Genomic DNA, 26,859 nt, shown 5'->3' on the forward strand with positions numbered 1-26,859 from the left:
TTGTTCCTTTGGACTAGGCAGGCCGGTCCAGAATGAAGCGGGCTTTCACCGGCTGATGCTTGCCGGACGGCGTGACGCGGAATTCGAACTCGTAGGAACCCGGTTCCGGCAGCACGACGTAATGGCCGTAGCTCGCCTGGCCGTTCACCATCATGGCTTCCATGGGCGCGATGTTCGTTCCGGGGTGCCCGGGGCCGGAAAGGCCCATGGCCACGTTCGAAGCGTCGATCTTCTGGCCGGTCTTGGCGTCGGCCACGCTCAAGACCACGTGGTAGCTGTTCGGCTGAGCGGGCGGGCCGCCATGCATCGATGCGTCGGGATGGCTCGCGGGCGGGGCGCCGGCGGCCGGTTCGGCCACCAGGCCGTAGTCGAACTTCAACCCGTCGACGACCTGCGACTGGCCCTTGACCGCCCGCGGCGCACAAGCGGCGAGCGCGATCGTCAGCACCGCGATCGCGGCAAAGGTGCGGCTGGAGCCGGCGCGCGCCAGTTGCATGTCCATCTCCCATGCTGCGGCCGACGCGGGGAAGAGTCCCGGCGGCCGAAGTCGTGATGGGTTAGACGCAAGGTCCGGCGGACCATTACACCGCGCGCTGCAGCGCCGCCGATGCGTCAGTCGCCGAGCATCCCAAGCAGCGCCTGGTCCCACCGGTAGGCGTCGGGGCGGAACTGCATCTGTCCGTCGTCGTCGACGAACGCCGTCCAATAGAAGACGTAGGCCATCACCCGCGTCATGGGCGCGCGCTGGGTGAACCCGGCCTTCAGCGCCGCGTCGATCTTGCCGCCGGTCCAGTCGGGATCGTTGCGCAGCAGGCGCCGGGCGAGATCGTAGGGCCGTTCCAGCCGCATGCAGCCATGGCTTAGGAACCGATATTCCCGGGCGAATAGGCTGCGCGCCGGCGTGTCGTGGAAATAGACCGCATAGGGGTCGTCCAGCTCGAACTTCATGAGGCCGAGCGAGTTCTTGGGGCCTGGCGCCTGCTGCAGGCGACCGCCGGGCAGGACGCGGATGCCCTGGCTGGCCAGGTATCCGGGTTGGCGCCGCTCCTTGGGCCAGAGCTCGTTCTGCGCGATTCGGGCCGGCACGTTCCAGGGGGGATAGAACACCACCGCGTGGATGTGGTCCATGAAGCTGGGGGTCTGGTCCTGCGGCCGGCCGACGACGGCGCGCATGCTGAGTACGCGGTCGCCGCCCTCGTACTCGTCGAACCAGGCGCCGGCGATGTTGAGCTCGACGCGGTCGCCGGGCAGCGTCCGCGGCGCCCAGCGCCAGCGCTCGAGGTTCGCGCGGATCTGCGCGAGCCGCGCGGCGACCGGCACGTTGAGCGCCGCGAGCGTGCTGGGCCCGGCCACGCCGTCGACATTGAGGCCGTAGCGCGCCTGGGCGCGGGACACGGCTGCCGAGAGGGTGGCGTCGTACCGCTCGCCCTGGACCACCACGGTTCCGTCCTCCACTGCCAGCCGCCGGCGCAAGGCCGCGACCTCCGGGCCGACGGCGCCCGGCTTGGCGGTCTTGCTGGGCAGAGCAGGCCAGCCGCCGGCGACCCCGATCGCGCGATAGCGGGCGTATGCCCTCACGAGCGCCGCATACCGCGGCTCCTGCGGCGGCAGGCCGGCCAGCCAGGCCGCCAGGGTCGAGGTGGCCAGCGCCTTGGCGAGTTCCGCTTCGGCGTCATAGGGCGGCGGACGGATGGCCCAGTTGTTCAGGAAGCGGGAGGTCGGCACCCGCAGGCCGCGCTGGGCGCGGGCGTAAGCGATGACGGCGACGCGAAGTTCGGCCTCGGCCTGGACACGTTGCGCCGGATCGGCGGCGGCCAAGTCGCGCTCGATGGCCTTCAGCCGGGCTTCGCTCGCCGGCAGCCCGTGCTCGGGCGCGGCCCTGAGGGTCGCGAGCAGGAGCGACCGGTCGGCGGCCGAGAGGGGGCTCGCGGGCTGTGCGTTGGCACGGGCCCCACCGAGAACGAGCAGCAGGCCCGCGGCGAGGATAAGGATCAAGCGCGCCACGGGCGGCCTCCACGCTGACGCCCAGTCTTCACCGGATCGTGTGGCATCGCACCTCGTTCGCAGAACTCCCGGTCGCGGGGCGATGGCTGACGACGTTCTCCGATCGGGGCGCTTGAGCTGGGCGGACAGCGCCTGACACCACAAGACGCGGCGGCCCGGTCGACATTACCGCCGCCGCCACTCTGTCCGCGTAAGGATCGCCGAGCGGCCGCGTCAGTTGAATCATCCTGAGGGCCCGCGGCGGCCTCGCCGTCGCCCCGGCCACCGTCCTGCTTGTCGAGTTGACGCCATGACCCAGCCCGCCGCTCTGATCCTGCCATTCGAGAGGGTCGATCGCGCGTCGGTCGCCCAGGTGGGCGGGAAGAACGCCTCGCTGGGGGAGATGGTCCGCAATCTCGGCGACCGCGGCGTGCGCGTGCCGCCCGGTTTTGCGACCACCGCCGAGGCCTACTGGCGTTTCCTCGACGGGAGCGGCCTGCGTCCCGTCATCGCGGCCGCCATCGGTGACTGGACGGCCGGCAAGGCGTCCCTCGCCGACACCGGGACGCGGCTCCGTTCGGCCATCCTGGCCGCGCCGTGGCCCGAGGCGAACGCCGAGGCCATCCGCGCCGCCTACCGCGAGCTCTGCGAGCGCATCGGCAGGCCCGACGCCGACGTCGCGGTGCGCTCGAGCGCCACGGCCGAGGACCTCCCGGACGCCAGCTTCGCCGGCCAACAGGAGAGCTACCTCAATATCCGTGGCGAGGCCGCGCTGCTGGAGGCTTGCCGCCGCTGCTACGCGTCCCTCTTCACCGACCGGGCCATCAGCTACCGCCAGACCAAGGGCTTCGATCATCTGAAGGTCGCGCTGTCGATCGGCGTCCAGCAGATGGTCCGCTCGGACCTGGCCGGCGCGGGCGTCATGTTCTCGATCGACACCGAGACCGGATTCGACAAGGTCGTGCTGATCAACGGCGCCTGGGGCCTGGGCGAGAACGTCGTGCAGGGCGCCGTCGACCCCGACGAATACCAGGTCTTCAAGCCCCTCTTGGACAAGCCGGGGATCGTCCCGATCCTGGAGAAGCGCCTCGGCGGCAAGGCGCAGAAGATGATCTATGCCGAAGGCGGTGAGCGCCCGACGCGGAATGTCCCCACCACGCCCGCCGAGCAGTCCGGCTTCGTGCTGAACGACGACGAGGTGCTGACGCTGGCGCGCTGGGCCGTCGCGATCGAGACCCACTACGGCCGCCCGATGGACATGGAGTGGGCGAAGGACGGTGAGAGCGGCGAGATCTTCATTGTCCAGGCGCGCCCGGAGACCGTCCAGTCGCGCATCGGCGCCGGCGCCCTGCACAGCTTCAGGATCACCTCCAAGGGCGCCCTGCTGGCGAAGGGCCTGGCCATCGGCGACGCCATCGTGGCCGGCCAGGTCTGCCGGATCGACAGCCCCCGGGACATCGACCGGTTCGTGGACGGGGCGATCCTGGTGACCACCGCCACGGATCCCGACTGGGTGCCGATCATGAAGCGGGCCGCGGCGATCGTGACGGACCACGGCGGCCGCACGTCCCACGCCGCCATTGTCAGCCGCGAGCTCGGACTGCCCGCCATCGTGGGTGCGGAGACGGCCACCCGGGTGCTCAAGGCAGGGCAGGAGATCACCGTCTCCTGCGCCGAAGGCGACGAGGGTTTCGTCTACGAGGGCCGCGCGGATTTCGAGGCGCAGGAGCTCGACGCCAGCGCGATCCCGGCGACCACGACCCAGGTCATGCTCAACCTCGCCAACCCCGCCGCGGCGTTCCGCTGGTGGCGCTTGCCGGCCGACGGCGTGGGCCTGGCGCGCATGGAGTTCGTGGTGAGCAACCACGTGAAGGTCCATCCCATGGCGCTCGTCCACTACGACGCGGTCGAGGATCCGGCGGCGCGGGCCGCGATCGACGGACTGACGGCCGGCTATGCCGATCGAACCGAATATTTCGTGGACCGGCTCTCGCGCGGCCTCTCGCGGATCGCCGTCGCCTTCCATCCGAAGCCGGTGATCATCCGGATGAGCGACTTCAAGACCAACGAGTACGCCAACCTCATTGGCGGCGCGGGTTTTGAATCCAAGGAAGAGAACCCCATGCTCGGGTTCCGGGGAGCCTCCCGCTACTACTCGCCGCGCTACCGCGAAGGCTTCGCTCTGGAGTGCCGCGCGATCCACCGTCTGCGCGAGGCCATCGGTTTGCGCAACGTCATCGTCATGATCCCCTTCTGCCGGACCATCGGCGAAGGGCGCCGGGTGCTGGAGGTGATGGCCGAGAACGGCCTGGTTCGCGGAGAGGACGGCCTCCAAGTCTACGTCATGTGCGAGATCCCCTCCAACGTGATCCTGGCGAGCCAGTTCGCCGAGCTGTTCGACGGCTTCTCGATCGGCAGCAACGACCTCACCCAGCTGACCCTCGGCGTCGATCGCGACTCCGCCGAGCTGGCCCCACTGTTCGACGAGCAGGACGCGGCGGTGCAATGGATGATCCAGCACGTGATCCTTTCGGCGCACGGGGCGGGCGCCAAGGTGGGGCTCTGCGGGGAAGCGCCGAGCAACCACCCGGAGTTCGCACAGTTTCTGGTGCAGCTCAGCATCGACTCCATCTCGGTCAACCCGGACAGCTTCATGGCCGTTAAGACGGCTGTCGCGGCGGCCGAGACGTCGATGCACCGCAGCCCCGACCGGACATTGGCGACCGCCTGAACCAAGCGGGCGGGGACGGCCATGACCCAATACTTTCTCGCCGTGAACACGGGCTCCTCGACGACCAAGCTCGGCGCCTTCGATGTGGACGGCCCTGAGGCGCAGCCCATCCTTCGCGCGCGCCTGCGCCACGGATCCGCCGACTCCGAGATCCGGGTTTGGGACGCCGAGGGCCGATCGCTGCCGGCGCCGCCCCCTGTGCGGAGCGGGCGGCGCGGCGACGCGGTCGTCGACGTGCTGACCTGGCTCGAGGGCAAGCTTGAGACGCCGGCGCGGGCGGTGGGCCACCGCGTCGTCCATGGCGGTCCGCATTTCCGAGAGCCGGTGATCCTGACGCCGGAGATCGGCCGCGCCTTGCGGGCCCTCGCGCCGCTGGCGCCGCTCCACCAGCTTCCGGCGCTCGACCTGGCCGCCAAGATCGGCAAGGCCCGTCCGAACCTGCCTCAGGCGCTCGCCTTCGACACGGCGTTCCATCATGGACACGATCCGGTGGTGGACCGGCTCGGCCTGCCGCGGTCCTATGAGGCGCACGGACTCCGCCGGTTCGGCTTCCATGGCCTGTCCTACGAGTACCTCGCGGGCCGCCTGCGCCAATTGGACCCTTCCGTCGCCCGCGGGCGGGTGGTCGCCGCCCATCTCGGCTCGGGCGCGAGCCTCTGCGCCTTGCTGGACGGGCGCAGCGTCGACACCACCATGGGCGCGACCCCGCTCGATGGCCTGTTGATGGCGACGCGCTGCGGATCCATCGATCCGGGCGTGATCCTCTATCTGCAGCAGACGCTAGGCCTGGACGGGGCGCGGCTCAGCGACCTGCTTTACGAGCATTCCGGTCTGTTGGGCGTCTCCGGCCTGAGCGGCGACATGCGGGTGCTGCTCCAGAGCGACGCGGCGCCGGCGCGGGACGCCGTCGAGCTCTTCGTGTTCCGGGTGGCGCGGGAGGCGGCGGCGTTGGCCGGAACCCTCGGCGGCCTGGATGGGGTCATCTTCACCGCGGGCATTGGCGAGAATTGTCCGGAAGTCCGCGCTGCGATCTGCGAGCGTCTGGCGTGGCTTGGCGTGCAACTCGACTCCGCGGCCAATAGACGTGGAGACACCCAGATCAGCACCCCGGGGAGCGGCGTCGCAGTCTGGGTCCTTCCGACGGACGAGGAACAGATGATCGCCCTCCACACGCGCCAGGCGATCGCCCTCGTGGAATCCGCCGGCCAACCTTTTGCTGAGAGGCTCGCATGAGCTGTGGCTGCGAAGACAACTCGTCCGAGGCCTCCACGATGGCCGGGCGGCTCAACGCGGGCTGCTTCTGCCGCACGCTCGATGAAGCCGCGCTCTCCGCTGCGCTCCGCGAGACGCTCGGTGATCTCGCCGCCCCGATACTGGAGGCGCGACCGCATCTGTTCTCCCACACGCCGGTCTTCCTGTCGGCCGGCGAGGTCGTGGAACTCCGGGCCGTCGTCGCGGCGATCGAGGAAGTGGTCCGCAACCCATCCTACCAGCGCGCTGCGCTCGCCTGGGCGCCGGAGATCGCCCGGCGCGACCTCGGCCCGCGCGGGGCCTTCATGGGCTACGACTTCCATCTGACGGCCGAGGGACCCCGGCTGATCGAGGTGAACACCAACGCGGGCGGCGCCTTCCTGAACGCGCTCGCCGGACAGGCGCAGCGCGTCTGCTGCGGCGACGCCGGCATCGGCCTGGCGCCGGGCGAGGCCGGGGCGTTCGCCACGGCGGCGCGCGAGATGTTCGCGCGCGAATGGTCCCTCCAGGGCCGCACCGGACCGCTCGGGCGCATCGCGATCGTCGACGACTCGCCCGGCGAGCAGCACCTCTATCCCGAATTCCTGATCGCCCAGCGGATGCTGGCGGTCGGCGCCGTCGAGGTGCTGGTCCTCGACCCCACCGATCTGGCCCACCGCGACGGGGTGCTGTCCGCCGCCGGCGCACCGATCGATCTCGTCTACAATCGCCTGGTCGATTTCGCCTTCGAGGAGCCGCGCCACGCGGCGCTGCGGAGCGCCTACCTGGACGGCGCCGTGGTGGTCACCCCCAACCCGCATCTGCATGCGCTCTATGCCGACAAGCGCGACCTCATCCTGTTCTCGGACCTCACGACGCTCGCCGCATGGGGCGTGAGCGACCCGGCGCTACACGCGCTGAAGGCCGTGCCGCGCACGATCCGCGTGACGCCGGACAATGCCGATGAGCTCTGGCGGGAGCGCAAGCGGTGGTTCTTCAAGCCCACGCGCGGTCACGCCAGCAAGGGCGTCTATCGCGGCGAGAAGCTGACCACCCGCGTGTGGGCCGAGATCCTCGCCGCCGACTATGTCGCCCAGGCCTATTCGCCGCCGAGCGAACGCCAGATCGCCATCGACGGACGGCCGGAGACGCGGAAGCTGGACGTCCGGCTCTACACCTACGATGGCGACGTCCTGCTATCCGCCGCGCGTCTTTACCAGGGGCAGGCGACCAACTTCCGCACCCCGGGCGGCGGGTTCGCCCCGCTGTTCGTCGTCTAGGCTCCGCGCATGGGTGCAGCACCTCGGGCGACCACGGCCGGCCTACGGTCGCGGGTCGTGGTGGCGCTGATCGCCGCCACCTTCGTGATCTCAGCGAGCTTCGGCTTGAACATGCCGCTGTTGCCGTCGCTCATCGCCGCGGTGTCGCCAAGCGGAGCCGCCAGGGTTCCGCTGCACGCTGGTCTCCTGGGCGCCGTGTTCACGCTGGCCCTCGGCGCCGCCGCGCCGGCCTGGGGCGCGCTTTCGGACCGCACCGGACGGCGGGCGGTGCTGGTCCTCGGGATGGCCGGGTTCGCGATCACCTTGGCGGTGTTCGCCAGTCCGCCAGGCCTGACGGCGGTCTATAGCGAACAGTTCCTGAGCGGCGTCTGGGCCGCGGCGGTGATGCCGGTGTCCTCGGCGCTCGTGGCCGACCTTGCGCCGGACGACCACTGGCGGGCGAGCCGCCTGGCCTGGCTCAACATGGCGCTGGTGGCCGGCTTCATCCTGGGACCGGTCGCCGGCTCGGCCGCCGACCGGCTGCTGCTGCGTGACATCACGCCCGGCGTACTGGTCACCCCATTCCTGGCGACCGCGGTGCTGGCCGTGCCCGTCGTGCTGATGCTGTGGGCGTGGACGCCTCGGGGCCGGCCGGCGCCGAGCGCCCGGCCGGCGCCCCGCGCCAAGGGAAGGGCGCTGCGGCCGCTGCTCGTCCTGACCTTTGTGGTCTCCCTGGCCATCGGTGTCTTCGAGGTGGCCATCGCCATCCGGGGCGGCCGGGCCCTCGGCCTCTCCGCCGTGCAGACGGGGAGGCTGTTCACCGGCTGCAGCGTGGTGATGTTCGCCGCACAGGCGGCGGTCTTCTCCCGCTGGGTGAAGCCCGCGAGGACCGCGGCGGTCCTTGCGCCCGCCTTCGCCGCCATCGCGGGCGCCATGGCGTTGGCTGGCTGGGCGCCCTCGTTCGCCGTTTACGCGCTGGCGGTCGGTCTCTTTGCGGCGAGCGGCGGCGTGCTGGCGCCGGTGCTGGCCTACTGGGTCTCCCGTGAAGCCGGACCCGCGCAGGGAGCCCAGCTGGGACGCCAGACCGCTGCGGCGGGCCTTGGCCAGGCCGTGGGGTCGGCTTTCGCCGGCATCGCGTTCGATGTCTTCGGACCCACGGGAGCGGCCCTCTGGAGTGGCGCGGCCGCGCCCCTGGCGGCGGCCGTGCTGGCCGCGGCCGTGCACGCGCGGCTCACGACCGCCGAGCCTGCGAATGCGCTGGGGTAGCCGGTGACCGTCTTCCCCCAATCTCACGACACCTGGGTCCGCGTCCGGTGACCGTCCTCACCTCGCGCGAAGGCGCAGTGAGGTCGGGCCTTGGCGCTGCAACCTTCGCATATCTCACGGGATTGTCGCCGCGCCGCAGGCGAAGGGCGGGCGGCCTTTGCGGACGAACGGTTCGGATATGCGATCACAGGGCTGCGAGAGGGCGGCGCCTCAGGCGCCGCAGGCGCCTGAGGCGCCGCTCCATCCGCCACCGAGCGCCTTATAGAGCGCCACGAGGCGGATGGGGACGGCCACCGTGCTGTCAGCCAGTAGCAGCTCGTCCTGATGCAAGGTCCGCTCGGCGTCGAGCACACCCAGGATGCTGTCCACGCCGTTCTGGTAGCGAAGGCGTGTCAGCCGGACGGCGGTCCGGTCCTGGCTCACCGCCTGTTGCAGGGCGGCCTGGCGCGCCTGTTCGTCGCCAAAGGCCGTGAGCGCGCCGTCCGCCTCATGCAAGGCGCCGAGCACGACCCGGGCATATCCGACGGCGGCTTCCTGGGCGCGATAAGCCTCGACCCGGACGCGGGCGCGCCGCCGGCCGGCGTCAAAGATCGGCAATTGAACCTGCGGTCCGACCACACCGAACCGGCTCGCCCAGTTGAGCAGGTTGCCGACGTCCTGCGCCTGGTAGCCTCCGGACGCCGTCAGGGTCAGGCGGGGGTACTGGTCGGCGACCGCAACACCCTGGCGGGCGACCGCGGCGTGGAGGCGCTGTTCAGCGCTGCGGACGTCGGGCCGTCGGCAGACAAGCTCGGCGGGCAGGCCGACCGCGATTTCCGGCGGCGCCGCTGGGACCGGCCTGACACCCTCGAGCTCGGACCTGAGCGCGCCCGGCTCGCGGTCGATCAGTAGGCTGAGCGCATTGATGTCGGCGGTGATCTGACGGTCGATCAGCGGCAGCTGCGCCTCGATCAGGCTCGCCTGGGCGGCGGCGCGGGAGATGTCGATCTCGGTCGAAAGCCCCAGGCTGCGCCGTTCGCGCGCGATGCGCAGAAGATCCCGCGCGGCGGCCAGGCTCTCGGTGGCGACCCCGCGCTTGAGCTGGGCGCCCCGCAGGTCGAGGTAGGTCCTCGCAACCTCGCCGGACAGGGCGACCTCGAGGCCGCGCCGGTCTTCGACCGCCCCGGCCGTTTCGGCCTCGGCCGCCTCGGCGCTTCGGCGCACCCGACCGAAGAGATCGGGCTCCCATGCGGCGTCGAAGCCCATCTGGTACAGGCCATAAGGATTGGACATCGCCGTGCCAGGGAGATTGGAGAGGCCAGGGATATCGCCGAGGAGGCTGAAGAGCCGGCCGGTGGGGGTGTTCTCGCTCAGGCGCTGGCCCTCCCACGCGCCGCTGGCGTTGACCGCGGGCCATGCCGACGCGCCCACGACCGCGCGCTGCGCCCGCGCCGCAGAGATGCGCAGGGCGGCGGCCCGCAGGTCCAGGTTCGCCGCCGCCGCCCGCCCGATCAGCGATGTCAGGGTGGGATCCCCAAAGGTCGTCCACCAATCGGCGTCGCGAAGCGGTTTCCCGATGGCGCGGCTCGGCGCCGCGGGACTGACCGCCGCCGACCAGCCGGAGGGCAGGCTCGGCTTTGGGCGTTGGAAGTCAGGTCCGACGGTCGTGCAACCGCTCAAGGCGAGCGCCGCGAGGACGCCGAGCCCGGCTCCCCGGGCGCTGGCGCCCACCCAAGGGCCAAGCCGCCCAGACCGCCGCGCCCATGCCGCTACCCGCTGCTTCACGTCCCGGTCTCCACAAGCTCCAGAGCGGCGAACGGTCAAGCTCTCGACCTCGAGCTGATTCGACTCAACCGCCCTCCGCAGTGGGGACGAAGACGTGCGTCGGCGGGAAACCTTACACGGCGAGCATGCGCGCCGGGGCCGTAAGGACGAGTCGCGCGGTGCGTCTATGGATCTGCGGTCGGGTTGCCCAGGGCGTTGCCGGCTGTGATTTGACGGGCAGATCAGGAGACAGCCGTGGCGGTGCGGGCCAGACAAGCGACCTACGCGGTGGCGTTGGGATTGATCGTCATCGTCGCCGGGTCGGCCGCGCTCTATTGGAAGCTGAAGCCACAGCCTCAGGCGGAGCAGGTGATCTACGCCAGCGGCCGCATCGAGGCCGACGAGGTGCGCCTCGGCGTCGAGATTCCAGGGCGTGTGCTGGAGAACGCGGCCGTCGAAGGCCAGACCCTGAGCGCCGGTCAACTGGTCGCGCGGCTCGATCCGGGCGACTATGCGATTCAGGCCAACCGGGCGGAGGCGCAGCGCGCGGCGGCCCTCCGGGCGGTCGCCCAGATCGCGCCGCAGCTCGAGGTCGCCAGGCACCACGCGCAGACCGCCCGCACCAACCTGCAGCGATATGAGACGCTGGTGCGCGACGGCGCCGTCTCGGCGCAGGAAGTGGACGTCCAGCGAAACGCCAACCAGGCCGCCCTGGACCAGGTGCGCACCCTTGAGGCGCAGCAAGCTGAGGCGGCCGCCCAGGCCGAGGCCGCCGCGAGCAGTCTGGCGCTGGCGCGTTCGCAGATCGACAAGACCCGGGTCGCCGCGCCGATCTCGGGCGCCGTGCTGCAGCGGCTGGTCGAGCCTGGCGAGGTGATGGCGCCCGGCCAGGCGGTGGCGGTCCTGGCCAACCTCTCGCGGGTGAAGCTTAAGGTGTTCGTCAGCGAGCGCGACCTGGGTCGCATCCGTCTGGGCGCGCCGGTCCGGTTGCGCGTCGACGCCTTCCCCGGGCGAGACTTTCCGGCGCGGGTCGCCAGGATCGACGCCCAGGCGCAGTTCACCCCGCGCGATGTGCACATGGCCGACGAGCGCAGCCGCACAGTCTACGGCGTGACCGTCGAGGCCGCCAATCCCGAGGGCCTGCTCAAGCCCGGCATGCCCGCGGACGCCTGGGTGCTGTGGGACGCGAAGGCCGGATGGCCCGTGCGCCTGAAGGCGCCGGAGTAGCCGCTATGACCGCTTCCTTCGTCGTCGAGGCGGACGGGCTTGGCCGCCGCTTCGGCGGCCGCACGGTCCTGCAGGACGTCAGCCTTCAGGTCCGGCAGGGCGAGGTCTTCGGGGTCGTCGGTCCCGACGGCGCCGGCAAGAGCACGCTGCTGGAGATGTTGGCGGCGATTCTGCGGCCCAGCCTCGGCAGCTGCCGGGTGCTCGGCGAGGACGTGCGCAAGCACGCCGCTCGCGTGCAGGCTCAGATCGGCTACATGTCGCAGGGGTTCTCGCTCTACGACCGGCTGACCGTGGCCGAGAACATCGCCTTCGCCGCGGCGATCCGCGACGTGCCCAAGGCTGCGTTCGCGGCCCGCAAGGCCGAGCTCCTGGCGATGGCCGGACTGGAGCGGTTCCAGGACCGGCGCGAGGGCGCGCTCTCCGGCGGCATGCGCAAGAAGCTGGCGCTCTGCGCCAACCTCATCCACGAGCCGCCGCTGCTGATCCTCGACGAGCCGAGCCTGGGCGTCGACCCGCTGTCGCGCCGCGAGCTGTGGCGCATCTTGGACGCCGCCAAGGCCGAGGGTCGCTCCATCGTCTTCGCCACCTCCTACATGGATGAAGCGGACGCCAGCGACCGGGTGCTGCTGCTCCGGGACGGACGGCCGCTGGCGATCGGATCGCCGAGCGAGCTTCGCGAGGCCGCCCGCGGGCGCGTGTACGCCGTGCGCACGGCCGATCCGGCCGCCGCCGAAGCGGCGCTGCTCAAGATTCCCCATGTGCTCAGCTTCCAGCGACGATCCGGCGAGGAGGTCCGCGTCCAGCTCAGCCAGGCGGACGCGCCGCCGGACCTCGGCCTGCACTGCCGCGAGCTCAAGGCCGTGGAGCCCACCATGGAGGACGTGTTCACCGTCGTCTCGTCGCAGGGCGCGCCGGCCGAAGCGCTGCAGGCGGCGCCGGACCGGCGCCCGGACGCCGAGGTTCGGGTGGCCGCCGACCACGTGACCCGGCGATTCGGCGACTTCGTCGCGGTGAGCGACGCGACGATCGAGGTCAGGAGCGGCGAGATCTTGGGCCTGCTCGGCCCGAATGGCGCTGGCAAGACCACGCTGATCCGCATGCTGTGCGGCCTGCTGGCCCCCTCGGAGGGCGAGGCCCGGGTCGCCGGCTTCGACGTGGCGCGCCAGAGCGAGCAGGTCCGGACGAGCATCGGCTATGTCTCGCAGAAGGTCTCGCTGTTCACCGACCTGACCTCGAGGGAGAACCTGGGCTTCTTCGCCCGATCCTACGGCGTGCCGCGCCGCGACCTGAAGGCCCGCATCGCCTGGGCCTGCACGCGGGCGGGCTTCCCGCCCGGCGACGACAGCCTGGTGCGCAACCTCTCCAGCGCGGTGCGCCAGCGCCTGGCGCTCGCCTGCGCGATCGTCCACCGGCCGAAGGTGCTGTTCCTCGACGAACCCACCTCCGGCGTCGATCCCCTCTCGCGGTTCCGCTTCTGGCGGCTGATCTCGCTGCTGGCCGCCGAAGGCGTGGCCGTGATCGTCTCGACGCACTACCTTGAGGAGGCGACCTACTGCGACCGCCTGGGCTTGATGATGGACGGGCGGATGATCGCCCTGGGGACCCTCTCGGCGCTGAAGACGGAGCTGGGCCTCGAGGTGGCCCGGGTCGAGGACGTCTTCCTGGGGTTCATCGAGCGCGAACGCAAGGCGGCGAGGGCGGCATGAGGCTTTCGCGCATCCTGGCTTTCGCCCGCAAGGAGGTGCTCGAGATCGTCCGCGATCCGATCACCGTCTGGATCTCCCTCTTCATGCCGCTGGTGATGCTGTTCCTGTTCGGGGTGGCGCTGTCGTTCGACGTGAAGGATTCGCCGCTGGTCGTCGTCGACCACGACAAGAGCGCCGCGAGCCGCGCGCTGGCGGACCAGTTCCTCAACACGACTTATTTCCGGCTGGCCGGCGCGCCCGAGGACGAGCGGATGGCGGAACACATGCTGATGAAGGGCCAGGCGCGCGCGGTGCTGTCGATCCCGCCGGGCTTCGCCCGTCGGCTGGCGCAGGGCGAACCCGCTCCCGTCGAGTTCGTGGTCGACGGCACCTATGCCTCGACGGCCGCCATCGTCTCCGCCTACGGGCGGGCGATCATCTACGCCTTCCCCGCCGGCTCGCTGCGTCTGCCGATCCAGCCGGAGGTGCGGGTCTGGTACAACCCGCAGCTCAGGAGCCGCGACTTCATCGTGCCGGGTCTGTTCGCGGTGATCCTGATGGCCTTCCCGCCGCTGCTGACGGCGCTGGCCGTCACGCGCGAGAAGGAGCTGGGCACCATCGCCCAGATCTATGCCTCGCCGCTCAGCAAGAGCGAGTTCGTGGTCGGCAAGCTGCTGCCCTACGCCGCCATCGCCTTCCTGCAGCTGGCGATCGTGCTGGCCGGAGGCTTCCTCCTGTTCAAGGTTCCCATGCACGGCAGCCTCGCGCTGCTCGTCGGGTTGGGCGCGATCTACGTCCTCACCACGGTCTCGATCGGACTGCTTGTGTCGACCCTGGTGCGCACGCAAGTCGCCGCCATGCTGGTGACCCTCGTCCTGACGCTGATGCCCTCGTTCCTGTTCTCGGGATTCATCTATCCCATCTTCACCATGCCGAAGTTCTTCCAGGGCTATTCGGCGCGGATTCCGACCATGTACTTCGTGAACATCTCCCGCGGGATCGTCATGCGCGGGGCCGGGCTGGCTGAGCTGTGGCCCAACGTCGCCGTCCTGGTCGTCTACACGGCCGTCGTCCTGGTCCTCGCCACCTTCCTCCTCAAGAAGCGGATCGCCTGACCATGTGGGGACGGCTCTACGGCCTCATCGGCAAGGAGTTCGCGCAGATGCTGCGCGACCCGGTCATGCTGTTCCTGATCTTCTGGTTGACCACCTCGGAGGTCGCCATGTGCACCATGGCGGTGGGCATGGACGTCAAGAACCTGAAGCTCGGCCTGATCGACAATGACCGCACCGAGACAAGCCGCGCCTTCAGTCGCGAGCTGACCTCCGCGGACACCTTCATCGAGGCCGGCGCCTTCGCCTCTGAACGCCAGGCGGAAGCCGGTCTGCGCAAAGGCGCGTTGGACGCGGTCGTGGAGATCCCGCCGGATTTTGGCGCGCGGGTCGCCGCGGGGCGGCCGACGTCGATCGGCGTGGTGGTCGACGGCTCCAACGCCGACGTGGCCTCGCGCGCGCGGGCCTACATCATCGAGATGACGTCCCGGTTCGCCGGCGAACGGGTCATGGGGTCGATGCCGATGCGCGCCGGCGTGCAGCCGGCGGTGCGCGTCTGGTACAATCCGAATCTGACCAACACCAACTTCATCGCCCTGGCCATGATCGCCCAGGCCGGCTTCATGCTCGCCGTCGTCCTGCCCGCCGCCGGCATGGTGCGCGAAAAGCAGAACGGCACGCTAGAGCAGATCCGGGTGACCCCCATCCGGGCCCATGAGATGTTTATCGGCAAGATCCTGCCGCCCGTCACCATCAGCACGGGGGCGATGTTCCCCTCGCTGCTGGTCGCCCGGTTGCTGAATGTGCCGGTGGGCGACGGCGCCCTGACCTTCCTGGCCCTCAACCTGGTGTTCCTGCTGAGCGCCGTGTCGATCGGCGTGTTCGTGGCGACCGTGACCAACACGCTGCAGCAGGCGCTCCTGACGAGTTTCTTCAGCCTGTTCCCATTGCTGTTCCTGTCCGGCAGCGTCACGCCCATCGAAAGCATGCCCGGATGGCTGCAGATCGCCTCCCAGGCGAGCCCTTTGCGCCACGGCATCGCCATCGTCACCGGCCTATTCCTGAAGGGTGCGGGGATGGGCGAGCTCTGGCCGCACGCCGCGGCGCTCGGGCTGATCGGCGCGCCCCTGTTCGCGGGCAGCTGGCTGCTCTTCCGGCGGCAATGGTGAGCCGGCGAGCGACGTGGTCCGGCGAGACGGACGTCTTACTCCGTCGTCGTTGATGTGAAGCGCGCCAGGTTGGGCGGCGGCAGGGCCTCCGGCGTGCGCGCCCTGGACTGACGGCGGGAGCGTAACGCTCGGACGCGAGCCGCGTCCAATGGTTACGCGGCCGTGCGCTGCGAACATTCAGGAGCGGTCGCGATGACGGAGATGAGGGACGACTCGACCAACCAGCTCCGGCGCCGCTCGGGCGTCCCGGTCGAGGTCTGCGGCGCAGCGATGGTGCTTCTAGGCGGCCTGGCCTTTGTGGCGCCGCTCCTGGCGCCGGCGCTTGCCGCCATCGCCTTCGCCGGCATCCTCTTGGCCGCGGGCGCCGTTGGCGCGCTGGCCCTGACCTCGGCGCGCCAGACAGAGTTCGTCTGGCGCGCGCTTTGGGTCGCTGTCTCCAGTCTGGCTGGCTTGGCCGTGCTCTATCATCATTGGACCGGCCGCCTGTCGCTGCCGTGGGTCGTCGGGATCGGGTCGCTTGCCCTGGCGGCTGTGGCTGCGGCCCAGGTTCAGCTGCGGGGCCTTCACCGTCGCTTGGCCTGGGACTGGCTGGTCGTCAGCGCGATCTTCACCCTCGGCCTGGGCATGCTTCTCCTCCGCGCCAGCTCGCACGCGGGGGTGATGGTCCTGGCCCTGTTCGTCGCCGCCAACCTGATCGTCTTCGGCCTCGCCTTGATCACGACCGGTCTGATCGATCGCGCCGGCGCGTCCCTTCTCTAGCCAACGATCCCGCAGATTGGCCTCGGGCGCACTGGACGCCCAGCAGCTCGCCAGCAGGAGCCCCCGCTCGAGGGCGGCCTCGAAGTCCTGGGCGAGCAACTCAGGGTCCAGGCTGCGGCGCAACCCGTCGGCCCAATGGAACTCGCTGAACGGCACGTCGATCTTGTCGAACCCGCCGCGCCGTCTCAGCGCGCTCGCCAGGCTGCGGAAAGGATCGTCCTGCAGCGCCGAGAGCGACTGTGGCATGTCCTCGTGGCTCCGCCGACGGCCCTCGGCGTCGTAGAGCCGACACCAGCCGCGATCCTGCAGCGTCCGCCAAAATCGATCCGGACCCGAGGCGCTGAGGTCGCCGACGGTAAAGGTCGGCGCCGACGCGACCCCCTCCGCCTGCAGAGCGCAGAGCCAGTGGTGTCGGTCGAGTACAAACGTGCGCCCGCCGGGCCCGCGCACGACCGGGACGGCCCGGCCGCTGATCAAGGCAGCCCGTTCGGCGGGGCTGGCTTGCCGATAGCGCCAACGCTTGTGCGCGACCTCGCGAAAGCCGACCGCGAATTGGGTCGGATACAGGTCGGCGATCAAGACATCGCGGAGCAACGCCGGGCCCTCGGCAGAGGCCACCCGCGTGTCCCGGCGAACTGGCCAGGAGCGCCGGGCGTCATCCGACGGCCGATCGCAGCTTTCGCGAGGGCGGGCGCAGGTCAAGAGGTGGCGTCCGGACGGGCTTGGGCGTCCCGCCGCCGGGACAGGCGCGGGATGACTGCCGGCGTCGAACGCATATAGGCCCGATAGCCGTCCCCGAAGGCGGCCAGCGAATCCCGCTCCTCAGCCTTGCCGAGCCGCCAGTACATGAACACCAGGATGGGGAAGAGCGCCAAGGTGATCAGCGTCGGCCACTGCAACAGGAAGCCGAACATGATCACCACGAAGGCCACGTATTGTGGGTGACGGATCCTGGCGTAGGGGCCGGTGTCCGCCAGCCGATGTTCCTTCTGCGCCCGATAGAGCGGCGGCCACGATGCCGCCAACAGCCAGAATCCGCCGCCGATGAGGATGTCGCTCAGGATGTGAAACGGCCCGAAGTGGGGGTTGGCGCGCCAGCCGATCATCTCTTCGAGCAGGTGGCCGGAATCGTGGGTGAGCCAGTTGACCCCCGGAAAGTAGCGCTGCAGCCAGGGCAGCGTCAGATAGATGGTCAGCGGAAAGCCGTACATCTCGGTGAACAGCGCCACCAGGAAGCCGCTGAAGGCGCCGAAGGAGCGCCAATCCCGCTGGCTCTGCGGCTTGAAGAAGCTGAGCGCGAAGAAGATGAACAGCACCGAGTTCAGGATCACCAGCGACCAGAGGCCGTAGGCGGACGATGACGAGTGGGACATGCGATCCTCGCGCGTGTTTCGAAGAGATTCGAAGAGAGACGCGGGACTGACGCTCCGCGATCGGGCGAACCGCATCGAACCGGCCCGATCCCCTCATGACGCGCCCATCGCGCCGACATTACGCCAGTGGGGCCGCCGGCCCCTCGATCGACGGTTCATCTCAATGGCTGAACAGCACCGCTGTCGAGGCCCGCGCCAACAGCGCCCAGGCAAAGCCTCTAGCCCCCATTCCTGCAAGCGGGTGTGGCCATAGCCGGCGGCCACGGTCAGGTCCGCCTCTTGCCGCCCGGCGATGTCCAGCAGGCGATCAGCCGCCGCGGCGGCCTTCGCCTCGACCGCGACACTCGTCCGGCGCGTGACGCGGCGCCGACGCCGGTCAGGCGGGCGTCGAACGGGTTGGCGAGGTCCACGGCCAGCGCCAGGCGGGCGTCCGCCGCTTCATCCGCCTCGACGTGCACGAGAAGGGTCGCATAGGTCACGGAAGAGCCCCTTGATCCATCGCTCGGCGGTTGCCGACCCGAAGACTCCCCGGTGTGGTCCTGGCCACGCCCTCAAACGGGGGGCTCGGAGCGCCGAGCTTGCCCTAACGATGCGCCCCCGCGCGGATGATGACGGGGCCTCCCGGTCCGGGCTTTGCGGCCGGCGGCCCTGGCGCATGAGGCCGCGTCCTGTCAGCGGGCCACGACCGCGTTCGGAAGACTGGCCGCGCCTGTAATCGGAGGTCGCGGCCTGCGTCCGTAGGAATGTGGATATCCGGGCCCGAAACGACGACCTCACACCGCGGCCGCGCCTGGTCGCGGAGCCGCGCCCGGATACAGGCGGCGGGCTGCGGCGGTTGCTCCGAGGCGGACTTCGGTGGGGGCCCGCCAGGTGGCGGCCTCCGTGGGACAGCGGCGAGCCGATTCGGGCGGAGCTGTTCAGCGTCGAACGTCTGGAAGCTCATGCGAAAAGCCTTGCGGCGGCTCAGGCGACCACCCCCCGGCGGATCGTGGGCCACGGCTTCGCCGCGCGCCTGGCCGACAACGAACGTGAGCTGCTCGACGCCTATCGCACCACCCTGCGGGCGGCCCAGGCGGGTGCAGCCATACCGCCGGCGGCCGAGTGGCTGCTGGACAACTTCCACTTGGTGGAGCGGCAGGTACGGGAGATTCGCACGGACCTGCCGCCGGGGTTCTACCGCGAGCTGCCCAAGCTGGCGTCCGGGCCGCTCGAGGGCTACCCGCGCATCTTCGGGGCCGCCTGGGCCTACGTCGCCCACACCGACAGCCGCTTCGACGCCGAGATGCTGCGCCGGTACCTGCGCGCCTACCAGGAGGTCCAGCCGCTGACCATCGGCGAGCTCTGGGCGGTCCCGATCACCTTGCGCATCCTGCTGATCGAAAACCTGCGCCGCCTCGCCGAGGCCATTGAAAGGAGCCAGGACGCCCGCCGTCAGGCCGACCAACTCGCCGACCGCCTTCTCGGCGTGAGCGAGACGGCCGCGGAACCGCCCGAGACGGTGCTGGCGACCTGGCAGGGCCGGCCGCTGGCGCGCGCCTTCGTGGCGCAGCTGGTCCATCGGCTGCGCGACCAGGACTCCTGCATCGCGCCGGCGCTGACCTGGCTCGACGAATGCCTGGCGACGCAAGGCGACACGGCGCACGCCATCGTCCAGGCGGAACAGGAGAGCCAGGTCGCCGCGACCGCGACGGTGCGCAACGTCATCACCAGCGTGCGGCTGATCTCGGACGTCGACTGGATAGACCTGTTCGAACAGGTCAGCCCGGTCGATGCGCTGCTGAATGCAGGCAGCAGCTTCCGGGACCTGGATTTTGCGACGCGCAATCTCTACCGCAGCGCCATCGAGGAACTGGCTCGGCAATCCGGCCGCACGGAGCTCGACATCGGCAGGCGCGCGCTCGCCCTCGCCGAGGCGGGAAACCGGGCCCACGGCCCCGAGGACGGACGGGCCGATCCCGGGTACTATCTTCTGTCCTCCGGCCGGCCGGCATTTGAGGCGGACATTGGCTACCGACCCGCCTTGCCGGCGTGGCCCGAGCGCCTGGGGCGGGCCTTGGGGCTTCGCGGCTACGGCGCCGGCATCGTCGGCGCGGCGGCCGGCTTCCTCGCACTTCCGCTCCTCGGCCTTGCGGCCCTGGGCGTTGGCGACGCCTGGCTCGGCCTGCTCGCGGTCTTGGGGGCGATCCCGGCGCTGGACGCGGCGGTCGCCCTGGCGAACTGCGCGGTCACGCACAGCTGCCGCCCGACCCCGTTGCCCGCGCTGGAGCTACAGGGCGGCGTGCCGTCGTCGCTGCAGACCATGGTGGCCGTGCCCATGCTCCTGACCAGCCACGAGGCGATCGCCGAGCAAATCGAGGGCCTGGAGATCCACTCCCTGGCCAGCCCGGAGGGAGAGATCTACTTCGCGCTCCTATCGGACTGGGCCGACGCGGCGACCGAACGGGTCGAGGGCGACGACGCGCTGCTGGCCGCCGCCGTCGCCGGAATTGCGGCGCTGAACGGCAAGTACGGGCCAGGCCCCGCGGGCGCCCGGTTCCGGCTGCTGCATCGGCGGCGGGTTTGGACGGAGAGCGAAGGGCGCTGGATCGGCTGGGAGCGCAAGCGCGGCAAGCTGCAGGAGCTCAACCGGCTGCTGCGCGGGGACGGCGACACGACCTTCGAGGCCTTGGGCGGTCACCCGCCCGCCGTCCCCACCGACGTCCGCTATGTCGTCACGCTGGATGCGGACACCAAGCTGCCGCGCGAGACGGTGCGGCGGCTGATCGGCAAGATGGCCCATCCGCTGAACCGGCCGCGCTTCGACCCCGCCTGCAGCCGGGTGGTCGAGGGGTTCGGCGTGCTGCAGCCCCGCGTCACGCCGTCGCTGGCCACGTCGGACGCGGGGACCCGCTTCCAGCGCATCTTTTCCGGCCCGGGGCGGCATCGATCCCTACGCCGCCGCCGTCTCCGACGTCTATCAGGACCTGCTCGGCGAAGGCTCCTACGCCGGCAAGGGCATCTATCACGTCGATGCGTTCGAGGCGGCGCTGGCCGGCCGCGTGCCGGAGTCGGCCCTCCTGAGCCACGACTTGTTCGAAGGGGTGTTCGCCCGCGCCGGGCTCGTCTCCGACGTCGAGGTCGTGGAAGAGTATCCGGCCCGCTACGACGTCGCGGCCCTGCGCCACCATCGCTGGGCTCGAGGCGACTGGCAGCTGCTGCCGTGGATTCTCGGCCGATCCGGCGTGGCCGCGCGCGTGCCGACGGCCGGCCGGTGGAAGATGCTGGACAACCTGCGCCGCACCCTGAACGCGCCGGCCGGGGTGTTCGCGCTCTTGGCCGGCTGGACTCTGCCCCTCGGCGCAGCCTCGGTGTGGACAGGGTTTGTCATCGTCGCGCTCGCCGCGCCGTCCATCATCCCGGTGATCGGCCAATTTCCGTTCCGGCGCGGCGGACCCCGGCCGCGCGGCCGGCTCGCGGCTTGGGGCGCGGACCTGCGCCTGGCGCTTCTCCGATCCGCGCTGACGGTGGTGTTCCTGGCGCACCAGGCCTGGCTGATGGGCGATGCGGTGGTCCGCACCCTGTGGCGGCTGCTGGTCAGCCGGCGCAACCTGCTCCAGTGGACCCCGGCGGCGCAGTTGGCCGACGGCCGCCACCTTGAGCTACCGAGCTTCTATCGGCGGATGGCCGGCGCGCTGGTCCTCGCCGCGGCGGCGCTCGCCTGGACCATCTGGCGGAGCACTTGGCCGCTCGCCGGGCTGGTCTCCGGTCTCTGGATCGCCTCGCCGGCCGGCGCCCTGTGGCTGAGCCTGCCCCGTCCGGTCCGCGCCCGCGCGGCGGTCGCCGATGCGGACACCCAGGCCTTGCGCCGGATCGCCCGGCGCACCTGGCGCTACTTCGAGGTCCACGTAACGCCTCAGGACCATATGCTGCCGCCGGACAACTTCCAGGAGGATCCTGCTCCGGCGCTGGCGCACCGGACGTCACCGACAAATCTCGGCCTCTACCTGCTCTCGGTGGTGAGCGCCCGCGACTTCGGCTGGATCGGGACCCTGGAGGCGGTCGAACGGCTCGAGGCGACGCTGGCGACCATGGGCCGGCTCGCCCGCTTCCGAGGCCATTTTTACAACTGGTACGACACGACCGATCTGCGCCCGCTCGATCCGCAGTATGTCTCCTCGGTCGACAGCGGCAATCTCGCCGGCCACCTTATCGCGCTGGCGAATGCATGCCGGGAATGGGGCGCCGGCTTGCGACCGAGCCCGCGCGCGCGGCTCTGCGGCGTGGAGGACGTCCTGACGCTGGCGCAGGAGACGGCCGAGGCGTTGCAGGGCGACGGGGGCGTTCCAGCCGAGCCTTGGCGGCAGATCGAGGAGACGTTGGCGAAGCTCATGGCGAGCGTCCGGGCGCCGGCCGCAGCAGCCGACCTCGACGCCCGGCAGATCGCCGACGTTGCGGCGCTGGCCGACGCCCTGGCGGCTCATCTCCAAGGCCTCGCGGTCGAACCGCGCGACGCGGCGCGCGCGGAGCTGCTCTACTGGGTCGGGGCGGCGCGCGATTCGCTGGCCAGCCACCATCGGGACCTCGACGCCCGCATCGAGGGGCCGATCGCGAAGCGGCTCGCCGCCTTGGAGGCGGCGGCCCGCGCGATGGCCTTGGAGATGGATTTCAGCTTCCTGCTCGACCCGGACCGCAAGCTGCTGTCCATCGGCTATCGTCCGGCCGAAAGCGAGCGGGACGAGAACTGCTACGACCTGCTCGCCTCCGAAGCCCGGCTGGCCAGTTTCGTGGCGATCGCCAAGGGGGACGTCCCGGCCCGCCACTGGTTCCACCTCGGTCATGCGGTCACCGCCTTGCCAAACGGCGCGGCGCTGATCTCCTGGTCGGGCTCGATGTTCGAGTACCTGATGCCCGAGTTGGTGATGCGCACGCCGCCCGGGAGCCTGCTGGACCGCACCAACCACGCCGTGGTCCGGCGCCAGATCGCCTACGGCGCGGGCCTGGGCGCACCCTGGGGCGTCTCGGAATCGGCGTTCAACGCCCGCGACCTGGAGCTGACCTATCAATACTCCAACTTCGGCGTGCCGGGCCTGGGGCTCAAGCGCGGCCTCGGCGACAATGCGGTCATCGCCCCCTACGCCACGGCGCTGGCGGCGATGCTGGAGCCCAAAGCCGCCGTCCGCAACTTCGCCCGGCTCGCCGGGCTCGGCGCCCAGGGCCGCTACGGCTACTACGAGGCCTTGGACTACACGCCGGCGCGGGTTCCCGACGGCAAGGCGCCGGCGATCGTGCGCGCCTTCATGGCCCACCACCAGGGCATGACGATCGTCGCTCTCGCCGACACGGTGCTGGACGGCCTCATGCGCGCGCGGTTCCACGCCGAGCCCATGGTGCAGGCCACCGAGCTCCTGCTGCAGGAGCGCATGCCGCGCGAGGTCGCCGCCCCGCCACAATGGAGCGCCGATGGAACGGCCCCGGTCCGCCTTCACCAGATCGCCCCGCCGGTCGGGCGGCGGCTCGCCAGCCCACACGGGCCGACGCCGGCGACGCATCTCCTGTCCAACTGCCGATACACGGCGATGCTGACGGTGGCCGGCGCGGGCTTCAGCCGCTGGCAGGGCCAGGCGGTCACGCGCTGGCGCGAGGACGCCACCTGCGACGATGCCGGCGTCTTCGTCTATCTCAGGGATGTCCGGAGCGGGGCGGTCTGGTCTGCCGGCCTGCAGCCGACCAGGGCGGAGGCCGAGGCCTACGAGGTCGTGCTGAACGAGGACCGCGCCGAGATTACGCGCCGCGACGGTGATCTGACGACCGTGTTGGACGTGTTGGTCTCGGCCGAGGACGACGCCGAGGTGCGGCGCGTGTCTATCACCAACGCCGGCGAGGCGGCCCGGGAGATCGAGATCACCTCCTACGTGGAGCTCGCGCTCGCGCCGGCCGCGGCGGATCTGGCCCATCCGGCCTTTTCCAAGCTCTTCGTCGAGACCGAGTTCGTCGCCGGGACGAACGCCTTGCTGGCCCATCGCCGCCGCCGCGCGCCCGACGAGCCGCAGGTCTGGGCCGCTCACCCGGCGGTGCTCGAGGGCGAAGGCATGGGCAAGCTGGAGCTTGAGACGGATCGGATGCGGTTCGTCGGCCGCGGCCGCGACCTCAGCGCGCCCGCCGCCGTGGTCGAGGGCCGGCCGCTGACGGGATCGACCGGCGCGGTGCTCGATCCGATCTTCGCCCTACGCCGGCGGGTCAGGATCGCGCCCGGGGCGACGGTGCGCATCGCCTTCTGGACGATGGTCGCGGCGTCCCGCGAAGCCGTCCTGGATCTCGTCGACAAGCACCACGACGTGGCCGCCTACGATCGCGCCGCGGCGCTGGCCTGGACCCAGGCGCAGGTGCAACTTCGCCATCTCGGGCTCAGTGCTGGCGAGGCGGGCCAGTTCCAGCGCCTGGCGGGCTACCTGATCTATGCGGCTCCGACGCTGCGGCCGCCGTCCGAGGTGATCGCGGCCGGGGCCGGCGCCCAGGCGGGCCTCTGGTCGCTCGGGATCTCCGGGGACCTGCCGATCGCCCTGCTGCGGATCAGCGATCCGGAACGCCTGGACGTCGCCCGCGACCTTCTGCGGGCCGCCGAGCTCTGGCGGTTGAAGGGGCTGGCCGTCGACGTCGTCGTCCTGAACGAGCGGTCGTCGTCCTACGTCCAGGACCTCCAGGCCGCCCTGGAAGACCTGGTGCGGACCAGCCGCCAGGAGCTTCCCGGCGAGGCGCCGCCCGGCGGGGTCTTCATCGTCCGCGCCGATCTCACGCCCGAGGCGACGCGGGCGCTCCTGATGTCGGTGGCGCGCGTCGTGCTCGTCGCCGAGCGCGGCGGGCTGATCGAGCAGCTCGATCGGATCCCGGAGGGACGCGGCGACGAGGGGGTCGCGCCCTGGAGAGTGGCCGACCGCGCCGCACCGTTTCCGCCCCCGAGGCCGCCGGCCCTCGAATTCTTCAACGGCCTCGGCGGCTTCGCCGAGGGCGGGCGGGAATATGTGACGGTGCTTGGGCCGGGCCAGACGACGCCGGCCCCTTGGATCAATGTGGTCGCCAATCCCCGGTTCGGGTTCCAGGTTTCCGCCGAGGGCTCCGGCTATGTCTGGTCGGGATCGAGCCGCGAACATCAGCTGACGCCCTGGTCCAACGACCCGGTGACGGACCGCCCCGGCCACGCGCTCTATCTGCGCGACGAGGACACCGGCGAGGTCTTCAGCCCGACCGCCACACCGATCCGGGACGAGGGGGCTACCTACCTGGCGCGGCACGGCTTCGGCTATAGCCGCTTCGAGGCCTCGCTCCGCGGGCTCGACCTGAGCCTTCTGGAATACGCGCCGCTGGCCGATCCGGTGAAGATTTCGCGCCTTCGGATCCACAACACATCGCCTCATCGCCGACGGCTTTCGGCGACGGCCTATGTGGAGTGGGTGCTCGGTCCGTCCCGTGCGCGGGCTGCGCCGTTCACGGTGACCGAGATGGACGCCCATACGGGCGCCTTGTTCGCCCGCAACCGATGGGCGGCCGATTTCGCCGCGCGCGTCGCCTTCCTCGACCTGGGGGGGCGGCAGACCGCCTGGACCGGCGACCGGCGCGAATTCCTCGGCCGCAACGGAACGCTCGCTCAGCCGGAGGCGCTTTTCGCGACTACGCCCCTCTCCGCGCGCGTGGGCGCTGGGCTCGATCCCTGCGGCGTGCTGCAGAGCACGATCGAGCTCGAGCCGGGCGAGACCGCGGACGTGGTGGTTGTGCTCGGCGAGGCCGAGAACGAGGTGGAGGCCCGCCGCCTGGTCGCGCGATACCGCGCCGCCGACCTCGATGCGGTCCTGGAGGAGGTCCGAGGGTTCTGGGCGGACCTGCTCGGCAAGGTCCAGATCGAGACGCCGGACCGCGCCCTCGACGTGATGGCCAACGGCTGGCTGCTCTATCAGACCCTGGCCTGCCGGCTGTGGGCGCGCTCGGCGTTCTATCAGGCCAGCGGCGCCTATGGGTTCCGCGACCAACTGCAGGACGCCATGGCGCTGGCGTCGGTGTGGCCTGCGCTGACGCGCGAGCATCTGCTGCGGGCGGCGGGCCGGCAGTTCCCGGAGGGCGACGTCCAGCACTGGTGGCTGCCGCACACTGGCCAAGGGGTCCGCACCCGGATCTCCGACGACCGGCTGTGGCTCGCCCATTGCGCTGCGCACTATGTGCGCGTCACGGCCGACGACGCCGTGCTCGACGAGGCCGTTCCCTTTCTGGAAGGGCCGAGCCTGGCCGAGCAAGAGCACGAGGCCTTCTTCCAGCCCAGGACAGCAGATGAGGCTGCCAGCCTCTACGAACATTGCGCCCGGGCGCTGGACGCCAGCCTGACGCTCGGCCGGCATGGCCTGCCGCTGATCGGCGCCGGCGACTGGAACGACGGCATGAACCGGGTCGGTCGGGGCGGCCAGGGCGAGAGTGTCTGGCTGGGCTGGTTCCTGCATGCGACGCTCTCGGCTTTCGTTCCGTTGGCGAAGGTCCGCGGCGACCGCACGAGGGCCCAGTCCTGGGCGGCCGCCCTGAGCGTGCTCGGCGAGTCGCTCGAGCGCGAGGCCTGGGACGGGGACTGGTATCGGCGCGCCTGGTTCGACGACGGAACGCCGCTGGGATCGGCGAGCAACGATGAGTGTCGGATCGACTCCGTCGCCCAGTCCTGGGCGGTGCTTTCCGGAGCCGCGGACCCCGCGCGCGCCGCGCGCGCCATGGCCGCTGTGGAACGGGAGCTGATCTCGCCCGAAACCGGGCTCGCCCTGCTGTTCGCCCCGCCCTTCGACCAGACTGCCCGCGATCCCGGCTACATCAAGGGCTACCCGCCGGGTGTCCGCGAGAATGGCGGTCAGTACACCCATGCCGCGCTCTGGGCGGCGATCGCCTTCGCCAAGTTGGGCGAGGGCGACAAGGCCGCCGATCTGCTCGCCCTGCTCAATCCGATCAATCACGCGCGCACCCGCGCGGAAGCGCATCGCTACAAGGTCGAGCCCTATGTGGTCGCCGCGGACGTCTATTCGCTGCCGCCGCACGTGGGGCGGGGCGGCTGGACCTGGTATACAGGCGCCGCCGGTTGGATGCAGCGGGCGATCCTGGAGCATCTCCTAGGCCTCAGGCGCGAGGGCGAGGGCTTGCTGATCGATCCCTGCATTCCCAAGGCGTGGCCGGGCTTCAAGGCCGTCTTCCATCACGGGACGACGCGCTACGAGATCGCCGTCGAGAACCCCGACGGCGTCTGCCGTGGCGTGGCGCACGCTGACTGCGACGGCGTCCCGATCGAGGGTCGACCGGTGCGGCTGCACCTGCTGCAGGATGGCCAAGGTCATCATGTTGCTGTTCGCCTCGGCCCCGCGCCGGCGCGGCAGATCGCCTAGAG

Annotated in this window: 16 protein-coding genes; 10 read left to right on the plus strand and 6 right to left on the minus strand. The window is 70.7% G+C overall.

The genetic code is table 11. From position 1 onward, the window contains the following. Positions 1-13: 13 nt before the first annotated feature. Both DJ017_RS06015 and DJ017_RS06020 read right to left on the minus strand, forming a co-directional pair. Positions 14-496, minus strand: a complete 483-nt coding sequence (locus tag DJ017_RS06015; protein ID WP_111527858.1) for a hypothetical protein — start codon at positions 494-496, stop codon at positions 14-16. Positions 497-612: 116 nt separating this feature from the next. Continuing rightward, positions 613-2,004, minus strand: coding sequence for a L,D-transpeptidase family protein (locus DJ017_RS06020; RefSeq protein ID WP_111527859.1), 1,392 nt, complete (start codon positions 2,002-2,004; stop codon positions 613-615). 289 nt (positions 2,005-2,293) lie between these two features. Between DJ017_RS06020 and ppsA the strand changes: the two genes are divergently transcribed. The 4 genes from ppsA to DJ017_RS06040 are packed head-to-tail and all read left to right on the plus strand — an operon-like array spanning position 2,294 to position 8,469. Then, positions 2,294-4,714, plus strand: a complete 2,421-nt coding sequence (ppsA, locus tag DJ017_RS06025) for a phosphoenolpyruvate synthase (RefSeq protein WP_111527860.1) — start codon at positions 2,294-2,296, stop codon at positions 4,712-4,714. 21 nt (positions 4,715-4,735) lie between these two features. Next, positions 4,736-5,947 carry an acetate/propionate family kinase gene (locus DJ017_RS06030; RefSeq protein ID WP_111527861.1) on the plus strand — a complete coding sequence of 404 codons (1,212 nt, stop codon included), beginning with the start codon at positions 4,736-4,738 and terminating at the stop codon, positions 5,945-5,947. Further along, positions 5,944-7,224 (plus strand): ATP-grasp domain-containing protein, encoded by a 1,281-nt coding sequence (locus DJ017_RS06035; RefSeq protein ID WP_111527862.1) that lies wholly within the window; start codon positions 5,944-5,946, stop codon positions 7,222-7,224. Before DJ017_RS06030 ends, DJ017_RS06035 begins: the two co-directional genes overlap by 4 nt. Positions 7,225-7,233: 9 nt before the next feature. After that, complete coding sequence (locus DJ017_RS06040) at positions 7,234-8,469, plus strand: MFS transporter (RefSeq protein WP_111527863.1); 1,236 nt, start codon at positions 7,234-7,236, stop codon at positions 8,467-8,469. A 210-nt stretch (positions 8,470-8,679) separates the two neighbouring features. Here DJ017_RS06040 and DJ017_RS06045 read toward each other — a convergent pair whose 3' ends face one another. Next, positions 8,680-10,179 carry an efflux transporter outer membrane subunit gene (locus DJ017_RS06045; RefSeq protein WP_111527864.1) on the minus strand — a complete coding sequence of 500 codons (1,500 nt, stop codon included), beginning with the start codon at positions 10,177-10,179 and terminating at the stop codon, positions 8,680-8,682. A gap of 294 nt (positions 10,180-10,473) precedes the next feature. On the opposite strand from DJ017_RS06045, the gene DJ017_RS06050 reads away from it, so the two are divergent. From DJ017_RS06050 to DJ017_RS06065, 4 genes are read left to right on the plus strand one after another with little or no spacing between them, the layout of a single operon-like run. After that, on the plus strand, positions 10,474-11,439 hold the full coding sequence (locus tag DJ017_RS06050) for an HlyD family secretion protein (RefSeq protein ID WP_227000041.1): 966 nt from the start codon (positions 10,474-10,476) through the stop codon (positions 11,437-11,439). Positions 11,440-11,444: 5 nt separating this feature from the next. Continuing rightward, entirely contained in the window at positions 11,445-13,145 is a 1,701-nt protein-coding gene (locus tag DJ017_RS06055) for an ATP-binding cassette domain-containing protein (protein WP_111527866.1), read from the plus strand. Beyond that, positions 13,142-14,239 carry an ABC transporter permease gene (locus tag DJ017_RS06060; protein ID WP_111527867.1) on the plus strand — a complete coding sequence of 366 codons (1,098 nt, stop codon included), beginning with the start codon at positions 13,142-13,144 and terminating at the stop codon, positions 14,237-14,239. The genes DJ017_RS06055 and DJ017_RS06060 overlap by 4 nt, the downstream gene beginning before the upstream one ends. Before the next feature lie 2 nt (positions 14,240-14,241). Then, positions 14,242-15,345: an ABC transporter permease gene (locus tag DJ017_RS06065; RefSeq protein ID WP_111527868.1), complete on the plus strand. Its 1,104-nt coding sequence runs from the start codon at positions 14,242-14,244 to the stop codon at positions 15,343-15,345. Between the two features lie 279 nt (positions 15,346-15,624). On the opposite strand, the gene DJ017_RS06070 is transcribed toward DJ017_RS06065, so the two are convergent. The 3 genes from DJ017_RS06070 to DJ017_RS06080 form a co-directional block, all read right to left on the minus strand. After that, positions 15,625-16,683 carry a ParB-like protein gene (locus DJ017_RS06070; protein ID WP_165830535.1) on the minus strand — a complete coding sequence of 353 codons (1,059 nt, stop codon included), beginning with the start codon at positions 16,681-16,683 and terminating at the stop codon, positions 15,625-15,627. Between the two features lie 119 nt (positions 16,684-16,802). After that, positions 16,803-17,477: a methyltransferase family protein gene (locus DJ017_RS06075; RefSeq protein WP_111527870.1), complete on the minus strand. Its 675-nt coding sequence runs from the start codon at positions 17,475-17,477 to the stop codon at positions 16,803-16,805. A 266-nt stretch (positions 17,478-17,743) separates the two neighbouring features. Next, a complete protein-coding gene (locus DJ017_RS06080) occupies positions 17,744-17,956 on the minus strand; it encodes a hypothetical protein (RefSeq protein ID WP_111527871.1) in 213 nt (70 codons plus the stop codon). A gap of 509 nt (positions 17,957-18,465) precedes the next feature. On the opposite strand from DJ017_RS06080, the gene DJ017_RS20765 reads away from it, so the two are divergent. Beyond that, positions 18,466-21,114, plus strand: a complete 2,649-nt coding sequence (locus DJ017_RS20765; protein ID WP_165830536.1) for a hypothetical protein — start codon at positions 18,466-18,468, stop codon at positions 21,112-21,114. A 1,000-nt stretch (positions 21,115-22,114) separates the two neighbouring features. Next, positions 22,115-26,857 (plus strand): GH36-type glycosyl hydrolase domain-containing protein, encoded by a 4,743-nt coding sequence (locus tag DJ017_RS20770; RefSeq protein ID WP_227000205.1) that lies wholly within the window; start codon positions 22,115-22,117, stop codon positions 26,855-26,857. The last annotated feature ends 2 nt before the right edge of the window (positions 26,858-26,859 follow it).

Source organism: Phenylobacterium soli (assembly GCF_003254475.1).
In the GTDB taxonomy this organism is placed as follows: domain Bacteria; phylum Pseudomonadota; class Alphaproteobacteria; order Caulobacterales; family Caulobacteraceae; genus Phenylobacterium; species Phenylobacterium soli.

What these genes read in the sequence shown, in the direction of transcription:
- DJ017_RS06015 (WP_111527858.1), bottom strand. Translation starts at nt 496, where the DNA reads ATGCAACTGGCGCGCGCCGGCTCCAGCCGCACCTTTGCCGCGATCGCG.
- ppsA (WP_111527860.1), top strand. Translation starts at nt 2,294, where the DNA reads ATGACCCAGCCCGCCGCTCTGATCCTGCCATTCGAGAGGGTCGATCGC.
- DJ017_RS06030 (WP_111527861.1), top strand. Translation starts at nt 4,736, where the DNA reads ATGACCCAATACTTTCTCGCCGTGAACACGGGCTCCTCGACGACCAAG.
- DJ017_RS06035 (WP_111527862.1), top strand. Translation starts at nt 5,944, where the DNA reads ATGAGCTGTGGCTGCGAAGACAACTCGTCCGAGGCCTCCACGATGGCC.
- DJ017_RS06040 (WP_111527863.1), top strand. Translation starts at nt 7,234, where the DNA reads ATGGGTGCAGCACCTCGGGCGACCACGGCCGGCCTACGGTCGCGGGTC.
- DJ017_RS06055 (WP_111527866.1), top strand. Translation starts at nt 11,445, where the DNA reads ATGACCGCTTCCTTCGTCGTCGAGGCGGACGGGCTTGGCCGCCGCTTC.
- DJ017_RS06060 (WP_111527867.1), top strand. Translation starts at nt 13,142, where the DNA reads ATGAGGCTTTCGCGCATCCTGGCTTTCGCCCGCAAGGAGGTGCTCGAG.
- DJ017_RS06065 (WP_111527868.1), top strand. Translation starts at nt 14,242, where the DNA reads ATGTGGGGACGGCTCTACGGCCTCATCGGCAAGGAGTTCGCGCAGATG.
- DJ017_RS06075 (WP_111527870.1), bottom strand. Translation starts at nt 17,477, where the DNA reads ATGTCCCACTCGTCATCGTCCGCCTACGGCCTCTGGTCGCTGGTGATC.
- DJ017_RS20770 (WP_227000205.1), top strand. Translation starts at nt 22,115, where the DNA reads ATGGATTTCAGCTTCCTGCTCGACCCGGACCGCAAGCTGCTGTCCATC.